The sequence below is a fragment of the Haloleucobacter albus genome (genome assembly GCF_052492075.1).
Window position 1 is genome coordinate 42,931 of sequence record NZ_JBQWAS010000029.1, and the last position, 14,419, is coordinate 57,349.

The 14,419-nt window shown below is 60.4% G+C and carries 14 protein-coding genes; 7 read left to right on the forward strand and 7 right to left on the reverse strand.

From position 1 onward, the window contains the following. The first annotated feature begins 54 nt into the window (after positions 1 to 54). The gene (locus tag ACT6QH_RS12690; RefSeq protein ID WP_444975187.1) at positions 55 to 930 is read left to right on the forward strand and encodes an alpha/beta fold hydrolase; all 876 of its coding nucleotides are present in this window, start codon (positions 55 to 57) and stop codon (positions 928 to 930) included. A 636-nt stretch (positions 931 to 1,566) separates the two neighbouring features. Here the strand turns inward: ACT6QH_RS12690 and infA are convergent. Together infA and ACT6QH_RS12700 are read right to left on the reverse strand one after the other, a co-directional pair. Beyond that, entirely contained in the window at positions 1,567 to 1,839 is a 273-nt protein-coding gene (infA, locus tag ACT6QH_RS12695) for a translation initiation factor IF-1 (RefSeq protein WP_444975188.1), read from the reverse strand. Positions 1,840 to 1,982: 143 nt separating this feature from the next. Continuing rightward, on the reverse strand, positions 1,983 to 3,581 hold the full coding sequence (locus tag ACT6QH_RS12700) for a DEAD/DEAH box helicase (protein WP_444975189.1): 1,599 nt from the start codon (positions 3,579 to 3,581) through the stop codon (positions 1,983 to 1,985). A 542-nt stretch (positions 3,582 to 4,123) separates the two neighbouring features. Here ACT6QH_RS12700 and ACT6QH_RS12705 point away from each other — a divergent pair. From ACT6QH_RS12705 to modC, 4 genes are all read left to right on the forward strand, one after another. Beyond that, positions 4,124 to 4,648, forward strand: coding sequence for a DedA family protein (locus ACT6QH_RS12705; RefSeq protein ID WP_444975190.1), 525 nt, complete (start codon positions 4,124 to 4,126; stop codon positions 4,646 to 4,648). A gap of 158 nt (positions 4,649 to 4,806) precedes the next feature. Beyond that, entirely contained in the window at positions 4,807 to 5,616 is an 810-nt protein-coding gene (modA, locus tag ACT6QH_RS12710; protein WP_444975191.1) for a molybdate ABC transporter substrate-binding protein, read from the forward strand. Between the two features lie 145 nt (positions 5,617 to 5,761). Beyond that, positions 5,762 to 6,451 (forward strand): molybdate ABC transporter permease subunit, encoded by a 690-nt coding sequence (gene modB / locus ACT6QH_RS12715; RefSeq protein WP_444975192.1) that lies wholly within the window; start codon positions 5,762 to 5,764, stop codon positions 6,449 to 6,451. Next, positions 6,448 to 7,644 (forward strand): molybdenum ABC transporter ATP-binding protein, encoded by a 1,197-nt coding sequence (gene modC / locus ACT6QH_RS12720; protein WP_444975193.1) that lies wholly within the window; start codon positions 6,448 to 6,450, stop codon positions 7,642 to 7,644. Before modB ends, modC begins: the two co-directional genes overlap by 4 nt. Here modC and ACT6QH_RS12725 read toward each other — a convergent pair. Beyond that, entirely contained in the window at positions 7,577 to 7,972 is a 396-nt protein-coding gene (locus ACT6QH_RS12725; RefSeq protein WP_444975194.1) for a winged helix-turn-helix domain-containing protein, read from the reverse strand. The two genes, modC and ACT6QH_RS12725, sit on opposite strands and share 68 nt — an antisense overlap. A 292-nt stretch (positions 7,973 to 8,264) precedes the next feature. Here ACT6QH_RS12725 and ACT6QH_RS12730 point away from each other — a divergent pair, with 292 nt between their 5' ends. Next, positions 8,265 to 9,269: a patatin-like phospholipase family protein gene (locus ACT6QH_RS12730; protein ID WP_444975195.1), complete on the forward strand. Its 1,005-nt coding sequence runs from the start codon at positions 8,265 to 8,267 to the stop codon at positions 9,267 to 9,269. 35 nt (positions 9,270 to 9,304) lie between these two features. On the opposite strand, the gene ACT6QH_RS12735 is transcribed toward ACT6QH_RS12730, so the two are convergent. From ACT6QH_RS12735 to ACT6QH_RS12745, 3 genes are all read right to left on the reverse strand, one after another. Further along, complete coding sequence (locus ACT6QH_RS12735; protein WP_444975196.1) at positions 9,305 to 10,402, reverse strand: alginate O-acetyltransferase AlgX-related protein; 1,098 nt, start codon at positions 10,400 to 10,402, stop codon at positions 9,305 to 9,307. A gap of 13 nt (positions 10,403 to 10,415) precedes the next feature. Further along, positions 10,416 to 11,768: an MBOAT family O-acyltransferase gene (locus ACT6QH_RS12740; protein WP_444975197.1), complete on the reverse strand. Its 1,353-nt coding sequence runs from the start codon at positions 11,766 to 11,768 to the stop codon at positions 10,416 to 10,418. 83 nt (positions 11,769 to 11,851) lie between these two features. Further along, entirely contained in the window at positions 11,852 to 12,652 is an 801-nt protein-coding gene (locus ACT6QH_RS12745) for an NAD kinase (RefSeq protein ID WP_444975357.1), read from the reverse strand. 189 nt (positions 12,653 to 12,841) lie between these two features. On the opposite strand from ACT6QH_RS12745, the gene cutA reads away from it, so the two are divergent. Continuing rightward, complete coding sequence (cutA, locus tag ACT6QH_RS12750; RefSeq protein WP_444975198.1) at positions 12,842 to 13,252, forward strand: divalent-cation tolerance protein CutA; 411 nt, start codon at positions 12,842 to 12,844, stop codon at positions 13,250 to 13,252. Between the two features lie 6 nt (positions 13,253 to 13,258). Here the strand turns inward: cutA and ACT6QH_RS12755 are convergent, their stop codons facing one another. Then, positions 13,259 to 14,278 (reverse strand): MBL fold metallo-hydrolase, encoded by a 1,020-nt coding sequence (locus ACT6QH_RS12755; RefSeq protein ID WP_444975199.1) that lies wholly within the window; start codon positions 14,276 to 14,278, stop codon positions 13,259 to 13,261. Positions 14,279 to 14,419 lie beyond the last annotated feature (141 nt).

A 14,419-nucleotide genomic window follows, 5' to 3' on the forward strand; every position in this document is an offset into this window, starting at 1 on the left:
CCTGCGAGAGAAGCCGCCCGGCCTTCCCGCACCCGCCCCGACAGATGAAAGCTCATGCCCGCACCCATCACATCTCCGGCCGTTGCGCCTTCTGCCGCCTCCACCCTGCCGGCCCCTGTCCTGCGGGATGTTCTCACACCGGATGGATTGCGCATCCGCACACAACAATGGGGTGCGCCTGAAGGACGAGACGTGCTCTTCATTCACGGCTTTTCGCAGGCAGGCCTGTGCTGGCAAAAGCAGGTGATGGCGCCGGAACTCGCCCATCTGCGGATGGTGACTTATGATTTTCGTGGCCATGGCGCGTCGGACAAGCCTGTGGATGCAACCTTCTACAAGGAGCCGGAACGCTGGGCGGGCGAACTGGCCGCCATTCTCGAACAGTGCGAACTGACAAAGCCTGTTCTGGTGGGGTGGTCTTATGCGGGGCGCATCATCAGCGATTATTTGTCCATCCATGGCAGCGCTGCGCTGGGCGGCATTGTTTTTGTAGATGCGGTAACCAGCAATGAGCGTCATTTCTACGGCACTTGCAACCGCCTGATGCGGCAGATGTATTCTGAAAATCTTGAGGAGAACATCTCGGCGACCCGCACCTTCCTGCGCAACTGCTTTGAAATCCAGCCTGATCAGGAGATGTTCGAAACCTTCCTGGCGGCAAATATGGTGGTGCCCGCGCCAGTGCGCGCGGCCCTGTTTGGCCGCCCATGCGAGCATGACACCATGCTGCGTGCCCTCGACCTGCCCGTTCTGGTCACACAGGGGGATCGGGATATTGTGGTCGCCCCGGCCATGGCAGAACATATTGCAGCACTCATTCCAGAGGCTGAGCTACAAATGTTTGAAGGCATTGGCCATGCCCCCTTTGTGGAAGCTGCGGAAAGCTTCAACGCCACCCTCTCCACATTCATTCGCGCGCGCTGCGCATAAACGTGCGCACAATAAAAAGCCCGGATCAGAGACTGATCCGGGCAAAAGCAAAGAAAACGGAAGCTGCCCGCCCGTCCGCTCCTCCACCAAAATCAGCGCGGCATGATGGCTGCGCCAGAAATAATGTGGAGGAACGAACACCTGATGCCGCGGCAGGATCGGAGTACATCCGTCCGTCTCCCACCATTATGGATCGCTAGCATCACCATATATACGGCTTCAGGGGGGCTGTTATAGAGATAGGCAGGCTTGAAGCCATTTCAAGTGCTACGGTGAACATTCTTTCAACCGTCCATTTTCTTGAAACTGGCGGAGCATCACGCAGAAATTCTGAAATTGTGCTTTGAAGAAAAAAGCGCCTCGACGGAGCAAGTCATTACATCGCGTCATTCAGGCCAAGGCCTGAACACTGCCGACAAAAAGCGTGTCCAGATGACACGCTTCACGCTCCAAAGCGCGCCCCGAAGGCCGCACCATATTCAGGCGATGTCAAGCAAGCGTGGCGGCAGGCCGAGCCTGCCCGCCACATGCGTGCTGCTCCCAAAGGGCCGGTAACCGGCCCCGGAATATACCGGAACAGACCCGACAGGGCCTTTTCCCGACCTGCCGCAAACATAAGCTTGCAGCAGGACAGGCTCAGCGACGGCGGAAGTTCTGGCGACGCATACCGGGAGGCGGGGCCGAACCCTCAGCCTTGTGACGGAAGTTAATCCGGCCACGATCAAGATCGTAGGGGGACATTTCCACCACCACACGGTCACCTTCAATGGTGCGGATGCGGTTCTTCTTCATCTTGCCGGCCGCATAGGCCAGAATCTGATGGTCATTATCCAGGCGTACGCGGAAATTACCGTCCGGGAGCACTTCAGTCACAATGCCCTCGAACTCCAGCATCTCTTCTTTCGCCATATAGTCGTCTCCATTGGCCCCGGCGGGGGCGATACTGGCGGGCTTATCTCACGAAATCGCGTTTCAGCCCATAGGACTCTTGCGGGAGCCATCAGATTGAGGCTCCCGCGGGGTTCAGATCAGCCGCAAAGCGGCCAGCAATATCACACGCCGCTCTTCGCGCCTTCAGTGCGCCCCTTGCGCAGGCCACCCTTGTTGACGCCAGCCTTGTTGGCAGCCCCCTTGCGGGCACCATCACGGCTCGGCACGGCCTTCATGAAGCCGAGAGTGCCCAGACCGCCATTTTCTGAAGCCGCGCGCTGGCCACGGGCGCCACGGGCTTTGCCGCGCCCTTCGCCACCGCGATTTTCACCACGCGGAGCATCCGCACGCCCTTCACCCTGGACGCTGGCGCGCTTTTCGCCGCGCGGGGCACCTTCGCCCTGCTTGGCACGGTTCTGGCGCTGGCCGCCACGGGCTTCGCCGAAGCTGCCTTCCCCGCCATTGCCCTGCCGGGCCCGGCCACGGTTCTGTCCCTGCCCGTTACCGCCACGACGCCCACGACCGGGCATCGGATCAGCAGACGGTTCCGGCAGAATGATTGGCTCGCCGGCCGGCACTTCAAAGCGCGCCCCGGCCCCGCGACGATCACTGTGCGGAATCTGGATCTTGATGAGGCGCTCAATAGAACGCAGATAAGCGCGCTCTTCCTGATCGCAGAAGGAAATGGCAATGCCTTCACGTCCGGCGCGCGCGGTACGGCCAATGCGATGCACATAGCTTTCCGGCACATTCGGCAAATCGTAATTCACCACATGGCTCACGCCGGTCACATCAATGCCGCGGGCGGCGATATCCGTCGCCACCAGAATGCGGACATGCCCGCTGCGGAAGGCCGCAAGCACGCGATCACGCTGGTTCTGCGACTTGTTGCCATGAATGGCTTCCGCCGCAATACCGGTGCGCGCCAGAGTGCGCACCACCTTGTCCGCCCCATGCTTGGTGCGGGTGAAGACAAGGGCGCGGTCGATCGGCTCGCTGGAGAGCACTTCGGCCAGCAGACGCCCCTTGTTGGCCTTGTCCACCAGCACGACGCGCTGGTCCACCTTGTCGGCGGTCCGGGCCACGGGGGTAACAGCGACCTGAGCCGGCTCATGCAGCATGGAGGCAGCGAGATCCGCAATCGCCTTCGGCATGGTGGCCGAGAAGAACAGCGAATGACGCTGACGCGGCAGGCGGCGCAGAATGGCCCGGATGGCATGGACAAAGCCCATGTCCAGCATCTGATCGGCCTCATCCAGCACAAACACCTCGACCTGATCGAGGCGCACCGCATTGTTTTCAGCCAAATCCAGCAGACGGCCCGGCGTCGCCACAAGCACATCAGTGCCGCGATGCAGCGCGCGCACCTGCCGGCCCATGGGCACGCCACCAATCGCCAGCCCCACCGAAATGCGGGCATGGCGGCTGAAAGCCTGGAAATTGTCCACGATCTGCCCGGACAGTTCGCGGGTCGGAGAAAGCACAAGCGCGCGCACGCTCTTCGGTTCCGGCCGGCGCTGCTGGCGCATCAGATGGTCCAGAATAGGAAGGGCGAAGGCGGCAGTCTTGCCGGTGCCGGTCTGCGCAATACCAATCAGGTCGCGACCGGAAAGAATTTCAGGAATGGCCTGCGCCTGAATGGGCGTGGGGGCCTTATAACCCGCGTCATCAAGAGCGCGGAGAATAGGCTCGGCAAGGCCGAGACTGGAAAAAGAAGTCAAGTTCTGTCTTTCATGGCGCAAACCACACCAACATGCTGCCTCAGCATATGTGAGGCAGGACGGCGCTTTGGCATGAAGCCCGGCAACCAGAAGCCGGCCAGCGAAGCCATGCGGAAACCGTCTGCCGATGCAGTCCGCGAGGTCTCCGACATCCCGCGTGGCCTGGGGTGTCCAGAAGGAAAAGCAATTCGGGCTAAGACCCATGAGGCTCTTTCCTGAAGCCAGGAAGAAGATGCCGTATGTCTCCGCTACGCGACCCGAAAGCGCCTCGCCAAACTGTGCCCCTGCCGTGCGTATGGAACGCCCAAAACATGGCAGCGCGAAACGCTACAGAGCGCCATATGGCCCATACCCATGACAATTTCAAGGCATTCTGCCGGAACACCCGCTTTTTTGCCGCAGTGCTCCGCCACAGAAGCCGGCATACACATTTCCGGCGCAGCATGATGCCGGATGCTGGATTCACCTGCGTCCCTGCATGTACAGCTCTGCCGCCAAAGATTCTCAGGGCAGCAACACCGCCAGAAGGCGATGGAGACAAAATGTTTGACATGCAGGCCATTGTGGATGCCACAACCGCCTTTGTAAAAGAACACCACCAGCTTGCACCGCTGGTGGTATTTGGCCTCGCCTTTGGCGAATCCATCGCATTGCTCTCATTCTTCATTCCTGCGACAGTTCTTCTGCTGGCTATAGGCGCGCTGGTGGAAGCCAGCGGGCTAAGCTTTTTGCCCATCTGGTTCGCGGCCGCTTTCGGGGCCACATTGGGCGATGCCGTTTCCTACTGGTTTGGCTTTCATTACAAGGAGCGGGCCAAGATGTTCTGGCCCCTCTCCCGCCGGCCGGATCTCGTGGCGCGCGCGGAACATTTTTTCTCCCGCTTCGGCATCTGGAGTGTCGCCATCGGGCGCTTCTTCGGCCCCATCCGCGCTGTTGTGCCGCTGATCGCCGGCATACTGGCCATGCGGCAGAGCCATTTCCAGATGGCGAATGTCGCCAGCGCCATTGTCTGGTCTTTCGCCATGCTGGCTCCGGGCGCGCTGGCGTTGAAGCTGTTTGGCATGTGACAGCCTGAAATAATAACATATTGATTTCAAAATAGTTTTCCGCCTCTGCTCAAAGCTGGACAGAGGTGGAACTGGCCGTTTCCTCAACCATAAGCTATATACTATTGAACATATCTGAATGTCTCTTTATCGTGCTCGCACCCAAGGAGATATTCGGCATGCTCAGTTTTGGTTTTCGCCGCCGGGGGCTTGTGCTCGGCCTGCTTTTCGCCTCCGCTCTCGCCATTCCGGCTCAGGCCGAAAAAACGACTGCAACCACGAATGCGGCAGCCACTGCCCTTACTTTTGCAGCCGCCAGCCTGACAAATGCCGTGCAAGATATCGAAAAGGCGTGGGAAGCAAAGGGTAACCCCGCAGTGAAGCTCTCCTTCGCGGCGTCGTCCGACCTCGCCCGGCAGATTGAAGCCGGCGCACCGGCTGCCATTTTTGCATCAGCCAATGTGAAGTGGATGGATTATCTGGAGAAGAAGGAGATGATCATCTCCTCCTCCCGCGTCACGCCCATTGGCAATGCGCTGGTGCTGGTGACATCCGCTTCTTCGGATGTGAAGCCCGTTGAAATCAGCAAGACTCTGGATTTGTCCGCCATGCTGGGCAAGGACGGTCGCATTGTCACCGGGCTGGTGGACAGCGTACCGGCCGGCATTTACGCCAAAACCGCCCTCACCACTCTGGGCCTGTGGGAGAGTGTGAAGGCTCGCATTGTCGGCGCATCCAGCGTGCGTGCAGCTCTGGCGCTGGTGGAACGCGGCGAGGCGTCGTTCGGCATCGTCTATGCCACGGATGCCGCCATTGCGAAAAATGTGAAAGTCATCGGCACCTTTCCGGCCGGAAGCCACCCGCCCGTGCAATACCCCTTCGCGCTCATCAAGGGGCACGATACGCCGGAAGCCAGAGACTTCTTCACCTATCTGACCGGGCCGGAAGCCAAGGACGTGTACAAGAAATACGGCTTCTCCATTCAGTAAGCCGGCGCATCACCATGCCATGACGCGGGAAGCGTCGGGTTCCATACCGGCCCCTCCCTCCTCACACACAGCTTTGATACTGGCCGCATCCACCCCGGATGCATTATTCTGCGCCAGCTTTCCGCCCTGCCCCAGAGATGCCCAGATGCTGACACCTGAAGAATGGACTGCGGTCGCGCTCAGTCTGCGCGTGGCCTTCTGGGCGACTCTCTGGACCATGCCACCGGCCATTCTGGTGGGCTGGATGCTGGCGAGGCTGGATTTTCCCGGCAAGGGCCTGTTTGACGGGCTGGTGCATCTGCCGCTTGTGCTGCCGCGCGTCGTCGTGGGCTATCTGCTACTTCTGGCGCTGGGAAGCCGGGGCTATCTGGGACAGTATCTGCATGAGTGGCTGGGCATCAATCTCATGTTCAGCACCGCAGGCGCCACCGTGGCCGCGGCCGTGGTGAGCTTCCCTCTCATCGTGAACGCCATTCGCATCGCCGTGGATGGTATCGACAAGGGCGTGGAAACCGCCGCCCGCACACTGGGGGCCAGCCGTCTGGACGCCTTTTTCACCATCACCCTGCCGCTGATGTTGCCGGGCATTCTTTCCGGCTGCCTGATTTCTCTGGCTTCAGCGCTGGGCGAGTTTGGCGCGACCATCACCTTCGTCTCCAATGTGGAAGGGCAGACCCGCACGATTCCCCTGGCCATCTACAGCGCCACCCATATGCCGGATGGAGACGCCAGCGCCATGCGCCTCACGCTTGTCTCCATCCTTCTGGCCCTTGGTGCGCTGATGCTGGCTGAAATGGCCGACCGCCGGCTCAAGCTGGCTCTGGGACGCGCATGATTGAGATCGACATTGCGCTGAAGCGCGGCACCGGCTTTTCACTTTCCGCCCAGATCATGGTTCCGGGTTCCGGCATCACGGCCCTGTTCGGCCGCTCCGGCTCGGGAAAGACCACCATCATCCAAAGCGTTGCAGGGACAGTGCAACCCGATCACGGGCGCATTCAGGTAGGAGAAGAGGTGTTTCTTGATGCCGCCCGCGGCATCAATCTGCCGATTGAGAAACGCCGGGTAGGCTATGTATTTCAGGACTCCCGCCTCTTTCCCCATATGTCGGTCAACAGCAACCTGCGCTACGGCCTGCGCCGGGCCAGAGGGCGGGCCTTCATCAGTTTTGATACGGTGGTGGAACTGCTTGGCATCGGCCATCTGCTGAAGCGCCGCCCCCATACGCTTTCGGGCGGTGAAAAGCAGCGCGTGGCCATTGGACGGGCCCTGCTCTCTCAACCCCGCATCCTGTTGATGGACGAACCCCTCGCCTCTCTGGACGAGATGCGCAAACGCGAGATTCTGCCCTATCTGGAGCGCCTGAGAGATGATCTGAAGCTACCCATTCTCTATGTCAGCCACTCCATAGAAGAGGTGGTTCGCCTCTCTGATACGGTGGTCATGGTACATGAAGGGGCGATTGTGGCCTCTGGCCCGCTGGCGGATGTTCTCACCCGGCCAGAGGCACTGCCTGTTGTCGGGCGGTTTGATCTGGGCAGCGTGTTTGAATGCCAGGTTGCGGAACATGACCCCGAAATGGCTCTCTCCACCCTGCGCTTCCCGGAAGGCGAATTGCGGGTGCCGCAGGTGGATCTTCCCGTCGGTGCAGCTGCGCGCGCGCGTATTCGCGCCCGCGATGTCTCGCTCGCTCTCTCTCGGCCCATGGATGTTTCCATCACCAATCGCCTACCCGGTATCATCTATGCCCTGCGGCGGGAGGAAGGGCCTTATGTGAACGTTGAAATGGGGCTGGGGAAGGACGGCAAAGGCAGCCGTCTGCAAGCCCTGGTGACCATTGAAAGCGTCGCCCGGCTGGCACTGGCACCAGGCATGACCGTCTGGGCCATGATAAAAACGGTGGCGGTGGACAACCGCTCCCGCCACTTCGCCCCCCGTAGCGAACCACTGGCCGGCCTGCCTAGCCGGCCTGAACGTGCGCCTCCGGCTCTTCATCTTGTGCCGACGACACGGAAAGAGCAGCCATAAGTTCATCCAGCGTGGCCTTGTTGCTGCGATTGGCCCGCTGCTCCATGGCCCGGTAGAGGGCGATGAGCCGCTCCCCGAACGCTGTCACCTCCGTCCCCGCGCCACGCCGGCCTGGATGGGTGATGATGACCTTCTGCTCGAACATCCGGTCCAGCTCATCCATCAACAGCCAGGCATGGCGGTAACTCATGCTGATGGCCTTGGCCGCCGCCAGCATGGAACCGTGCGCGCGAATGGCCTCCAGCAGCGCAATCCTGCTGTCATCAATGTGGCGTCCGTCAGGAAAACAGACCCGCATGGAAAGATATGTGCTGCTCTTCCGGCTCACATCACGGTCTCCGGCTATGGCTGGGCCGTCCACTGAGGATACCCCGGCCTTGCGAGTACGCACGCGCACCGCACATAAAAGCATGGTTGGCGGGACTATAGAGGCGCAAGCTCATGAACGGCAAGGCTTCCTCCCCAGCATCCATTGGTCCGGCAAGACACGCTTCCGACACCTGCGTGCGCTAGCTTTGTTTCCATATCTGTTCCGAATGAAGCCTGTACCTCATCAGAAACATGCAACCGGCCTGACCTTTCCGATTGGCACGGATAAGCCAGCCTATGGGTGACAGACCATGACGCCATGCCCCTCCTCTCCACTCGCTCTGGCCTCGAACCCTCAAGGACCTGTTGTGATCGGCCTTGCTCTGGGCGGCGGGGCGGCGCGCGGGCTGGCACATCTGGGCATCTTGCATGTGCTGGAGCGGGAGGGGCTCCGTCCACATCTGGTCGCAGGCACCTCCATAGGCGCGGTCGTGGGCGGGCTGTGGGCGGCGGGGCGCCTTCATGAGCTGACGGAATGGGCCATGCAGCTCAACCGGCGCAACATGCTGGGCTTTCTGGATTTCACCCTGGATGGCGGCGGGCTCATCGCAGGCCGTCGCCTGATGGAGCGGATGAAGCAAGAGGTTGGCGAGACCACTCTGGAACAGCTGCCCACGCCTTTCACAGCCGTGGCGACGGAATGTGGCACAGGCCGCGAAATCTGGCTGACACAGGGAGATTTCGTCACCACCATCCGCGCTTCTTATGCCCTTCCCGGCATTTTCACGCCTGCTCATGTGGAAGGGCGCTGGCTTCTGGATGGCGCATTGGTGAACCCCGTTCCCGTCGCGCCTGTGCGGGCTGCGGGTGCAGATGTCATCATTGCCGTTGATCTCAACGCAGATGCGCTGGCCCACTCCCGCCCTACGGAAGACCCGGCCCCGACAACAGAAAAGCCCTCTTCACCCCATGCTGAAGACGCTCCGGGCATTGAGAATATTGGAGATTTTCTGAATCCCGAGCGACTGCGCCGGAAATTTCTGGGGCCGCCGCGAATGCGCGGCAATCAGCATACGCTCTCGTCAGTCATTCTGGATGCCTTCACCATCACCCAGGATCGCATCACCCGCGCACGTCTGGCGGAAGACCCGCCCGAAGTGCTTTTGGTGCCGCGCCTGCGGGATATTGGGCTGTTCGATTTCCACCGGACTGAAGAGGCCATGGCCATTGGCGCGGAAGCAGCCGAAGAGGCCCTGCCCCGCATCCGTGAGGCTGTGGCGAAAGCGGCTGCACAAAAACCGAAAAACCAGAACTGAACGGCAGCCTGCCAGAAACCCGGCAGGCCACGCCATCAGGGCATGTGCTGCGGCTTGCAGGGAAAGGAGCGTTCCGTCGGCGCGTAGATCAGAATATCCGGCTTGAAGCGGTCGATCACACCCTTGTCGAAGCCACAGCTATTGTGATGCATCCACACATAAGCCGAGGCCCGGTCCGCCAGCAGGCCACGCCAGAAATTCTGAGTGAAGGAATCCCCAACCACCATGATACGCGGGCCGGCATGGCCCGTTTCAAAAACCTGTGGCGGGAAGGGTCCGGGCTTTTCCGGTATGTGCGCAATACCTTCCATGGGCTTGAGGTTCCCCTTCGGCAGCATCGCGCCCTTGGGATGATAATCCACATCCGGCTTATCTGCCTTGGTGCCCCCGCTGAGGCGGACCAGATCACCATCATCGCGCATATAACGCTCGCCCAGAACATCCTTCGGCTCATAAGTCAGCTCGGGGTGGCCTATGCCCGCCATGGTGGCGTTGAACGCCTCCAGCGCGGCGCGCATGTTCCAGTGGGTATCATTGTTACGGTAGACTGGCCCATCCTTCTTGGCCTGCGCCATTGTCTCGCGCAGATCCACGAAGTGAATGCCCTTCTCCTTCAGCAACTCAGCCAGAAGATCATATTCGGTGGGGCTTTTACGGCTATTGCGAGCATAGGCCGGAAGATTTTCAGGGTTCACGGTCTGGCTGTTAGGCGGCACGATCATGACGAATGTGCCGCCATGGGTGCGGGCTTTCCGGTCCATCTCGCCGGCCAACCGAACCGTGTCCTCAACCCTCTGCTCACGGATGATCTGGCCAATGGATTGCTCCAGCGCCCACTCATCCCGAATGAAGAGCGCGCCATTCTCGCCCTTCAGCACCCGCTCATTCTCACCGCCGCCCAGCCAACGGCCATAGGTTTCATGGGCGGCCAGCACAGCCCCCCGGAAACCGAAGACATTGTTGATATAGGGGTCAAGCCGGCGCGAGGCCTGCATCCACCATTCCGCTTCCGGCGCCACTACGGTGCGCACTGGTGCTGGCAGATCACGCACGAAGAAGCCAATGGTGGGCAGAAGCAGCACCAGAAAGACGATGATGGCCCAGATGCGGCGGAACTTCATGAGAAGTGGCATAGGTTCCTCCCGCTCAGAACTGGAAATAGAGGAACGGGCTGTAAGCCGCCGCGCCCACGGAAAGCACGCAGAGCACAAACAGCAGCAGCATCACAATTGTATCGCCTGCGCCATAAATCGCATAGCGCACCTTCTGCGGCCAGGCTTTCAGCCCTGGGCGCGGCAGCCCCCAGATGGCCAGCGGCCAGGCCAACACCAGCACTGCAATAGTGAACCACTGCAACTCGGTCATCAGCCCCACAGACAGGCCGCCCACACCATTCAGCCCCACAAGGGAACGGAACAGCACAAAGGCTTCATCCAGCGTCGTGGTTCGAAACCAGACCCAGCCCGAGAACAGCACAAGCTGGGTGTAGATGAAGCCGACCGCAGCCGGAGCCCGCGCCAACCATCCCCCCAGACGTGTGCGTTCCAGCACCAGAAAGAAACCGTGATGCACGCCCCAGATCACGAAGTTCCAGCTTGCGCCGTGCCACAGGCCGCACAGCAGGAAGACGGTCCACAAATTGATTATGGTGCGGTGCTCGCCCGCCCGGTTCCCGCCCAGCGGAATATAGACATAATCGCGGAACCAGCTTGAAAGGCTCATATGCCAGCGCCGCCAGAACTCGCCAATGGAGCGGGAACGGTAAGGCAGATTGAAGTTCCGCGGGAATTTGAGCCCCATCGCCACGGCAAGGCCAATAGCCATGTTGGAGTAGCCGCCAAAATCAAAATAGAGCTGAATGGCGTAGGCGCTGACCCCCAGCCACGCCTCAGCCATGGTCGGCAGGGCCGTATGGTCATAGACCTGCGCCACAATGGGGGCGACTTCATCCGCGATCAGCACTTTCCACGACAGGCCGATAATGAAGATGCGCAGGCCCGCAGAAACCCGCCCCAGCGTTGTGCGCCGCTCACTGATGCGATGCGAAATGGTGGAATAACGCACGATAGGGCCAGCCACCAATTGCGGGAACATGGTGATATAGACCGCAATTTCCTCGAACCGACCATTTGCCTTCGCCTTCCGGCGATACACATCCACCAGATAGGAAATGGCGTGGAAGGTGAAGAAGGAGATGCCCAGCGGCAACTCCGCCTGCACCACAGGCACGGCCACCCCCAGCGGGGAGAGCAGCACATTCAGGTTCGTCGTCAGGAAGAACACATATTTGAAAGCGATCAGCCCAGCCAGATTGACAGCAACAGCAAAGGCCAGCGCACGCAGGCGTGTCTTGTCCGGGCGCGCATCAATGAACAGCGCCAGAAAATAGTTGGCGATGATTGAGACGCACAGGATCAGGAGATCTGCCAGCCCACCCCACGCATAAAACAGCAGCGAGAACAGCAGCAGAACGAAATTCTTCGCGCGCACATTCGGCATGAGAAAGTAACACGCCAAGAATGCGGGCAAGAAATAATAAAGGAAGGAGACTGACGAGAAGACCATAACAGGACCTAACGCCCCTAATACACAAATTGTTCGTGCAAAATACGCTCTTCAAGCCCATGATCCGGGTCAAAAAGCATATCAATCGCAGAAGATGTATCAAGGCGCGCCGTCACCGCCACGATATTGCGCACCTCGAAATGATCCGCCACAGCGCTTACAGGCCTTTTGCCCGCTTCCATCACCGCAATATCCACGCGCACCTTGTCCGGCACCAAGGCACCGCGCCAGCGCCGCGGGCGGAAGGGCGAAATGGGCGTGAGGGCCAGCAGATTGGTGCCGAGCGGCAGAATAGGGCCGTGGGCGGAAAGATTGTAAGCTGTGGAGCCGGCTGGTGTCGCCACAATCACACCATCACAGATCAGCTCTTCCAGCCGCACCTTGCCATCAATGGAAATGCGCAGCTTGGCCGCCTGATAGGATTGGCGCAGCAACGAAACCTCATTGATGGCCGGTGCCCGATGGCGCACGCCATTGATATCCATGGCCTCCATCAGCAGCGGATGAATGCGCACATGCTGCGCGGCAGCCAACCGCTCCACCAGATCATCTTCGCAATAGGTGTTCATCAGGAAGCCGACAGAGCCGCGATGCATGCCGTAAATGGGAATACCCCGATCACGAAAGCGATGCAGGGTTTGCAGCATGAGCCCATCGCCCCCCAGCGCCACAATCACATCCGCCTCATCCTCGGGCACGCCATTATAGCGGGCATTCAGGCGCATGCGTGCGGCTTCAGCTTCCGGGGTCTGGCTGGAAACAAAGGCAATCCGCCCCAATGCGCAGTCCCCTTTATCACTATGGGCGGCGCTGGCCATTGCGTCGCAGTTTTCGGCGTCGCTCATGTGGGCGCGGCATCCTCTGGCATGGCAGTGTGGGGCACACCGGGAAGCATGGAATCCGCCCCGATGCGTGAAACATAGCGCCTTCGTCTAAACGCCTTGCCCCGCCTTGTCGAGTTCTCCTCCGGCTGACGAATGCGATTCCATGGGCCATGATGGCCAGCCATGCCGCAAAAGGAGGACGCCACGATGGAAACCCAAACCGCCCCCCACAAGCAGGCAGAAAGCGCAGAGAAAGCCGGCACAACACGCGCCTGTCTGGTCTATGCCACCTTCCCCGGCTTCGCACCGGCGGAAGAAGCCGCGCGTGAACTGGTGCAGAGCGGCCTTGTCGCCTGCGCCAATATCATACCGAGCGTGGCCTCCATCTACCGCTGGAATGGCGTGCTGGAACGGGCCGAGGAAGCCGTTCTACTTCTGAAAACCACGCATGACCGTACGCAAGAACTCACTCAGACCCTGCAACAGATGCACCCCTATGATGTGCCAGCCATCATCGTGCTTCCACTGGAAGGCGGCCTGCCTGCTTATCTCGACTGGATCAGTACCGAGACGCGCCACCCTGAAACCGCCTGAACGCCCTTACAGCACCGGATTCCACAAAACCGGCACATAGCGGAAACCTTCCCCGTCGCGGTCAATCCAGGCTGCGCCGGGGAAAGGAAAATGATAACCGGCCACCAGAATACGCGCACTGGCGAGGCGGTCATAAATACGCTTGCGCGTGCGGGCCGCCTTTTCACCATCCATGTCGAACATCACCTGCCAGTTCGGATGACGCACGAAAAGGGCCGGAATATTGGTAAGATCAGACTGGATGAAAAGCCGATCCTTCCCCGAAGCCAGCTCAAAGGCGGTGTGGCCGGGCGTGTGGCCAGCGGCCTCAACAGCCTCAAGGCCCGGAGCCAGCTCATCCTGCCAGCCATAGGTTTCCACCTGTTTCAGCAGCGGCTTGAATACCCGCCGGCTATTGGTGAATGTGCCCCTCAATGCCTCCGGGGCGCGGCTCATCTGGCTTTCATCCATCCAGAAACCCCACTCGGCCTCTGGCACCCGCACCCGCGCCTTTGGAAAGGCGCTCGCCCCTTCCGCAGTCAGCAGGCCGTTGATGTGATCGCCATGAAAATGGGAGATCAACACCTCGTCAATGCTTTCCGGCGCAATACCAAGAGCCGCCAGAGTGGGCTGCAAAAGGCCAGTGGTTGCGCCCTTGCCTGCCTTTTGCGGCACGCCATTGCCCGTATCCACCAGAATACGCCGGCCGCCAATCTCCAACAGCAGAACGGTGAAGGGAATGGACAACTCATCAGGAGGCAGATGCGCCGCAACCAACGCGGCATTTACGGCCTCGCGCGGCGCATTGCGCACGAAGCCCTCTGGCATCGGAAAAGTACGCAGCCCATCGGCAATCGCGGTGACTGTGACATTGCCCACCCTGTAGCGATAGGCGCTGGGCCATGGCCTGCCATCTGTAGGAGATGACGACACCGGGGCCATCTCCCCGGCCTCCGGTGCGGCGGCTGCGGTTGCATCCGCCAGAAGCCCGGCCCCGGCGAGCCCGGCCGCGCCAGCCAGAAATGTGCGACGGGATACTGTATTCATCGTGCTCTCCGGCCCTTCGCTCCGGGCGGCTCCTGCGCGATCATGAGGCGCGGATGCTGCATGCCCAGTCCGGCCTGTCCTGATGGCAGGCCCATATGAGACCTACGATGCACGGCCTTCCCGCCCATGAAAAGCGCCCGC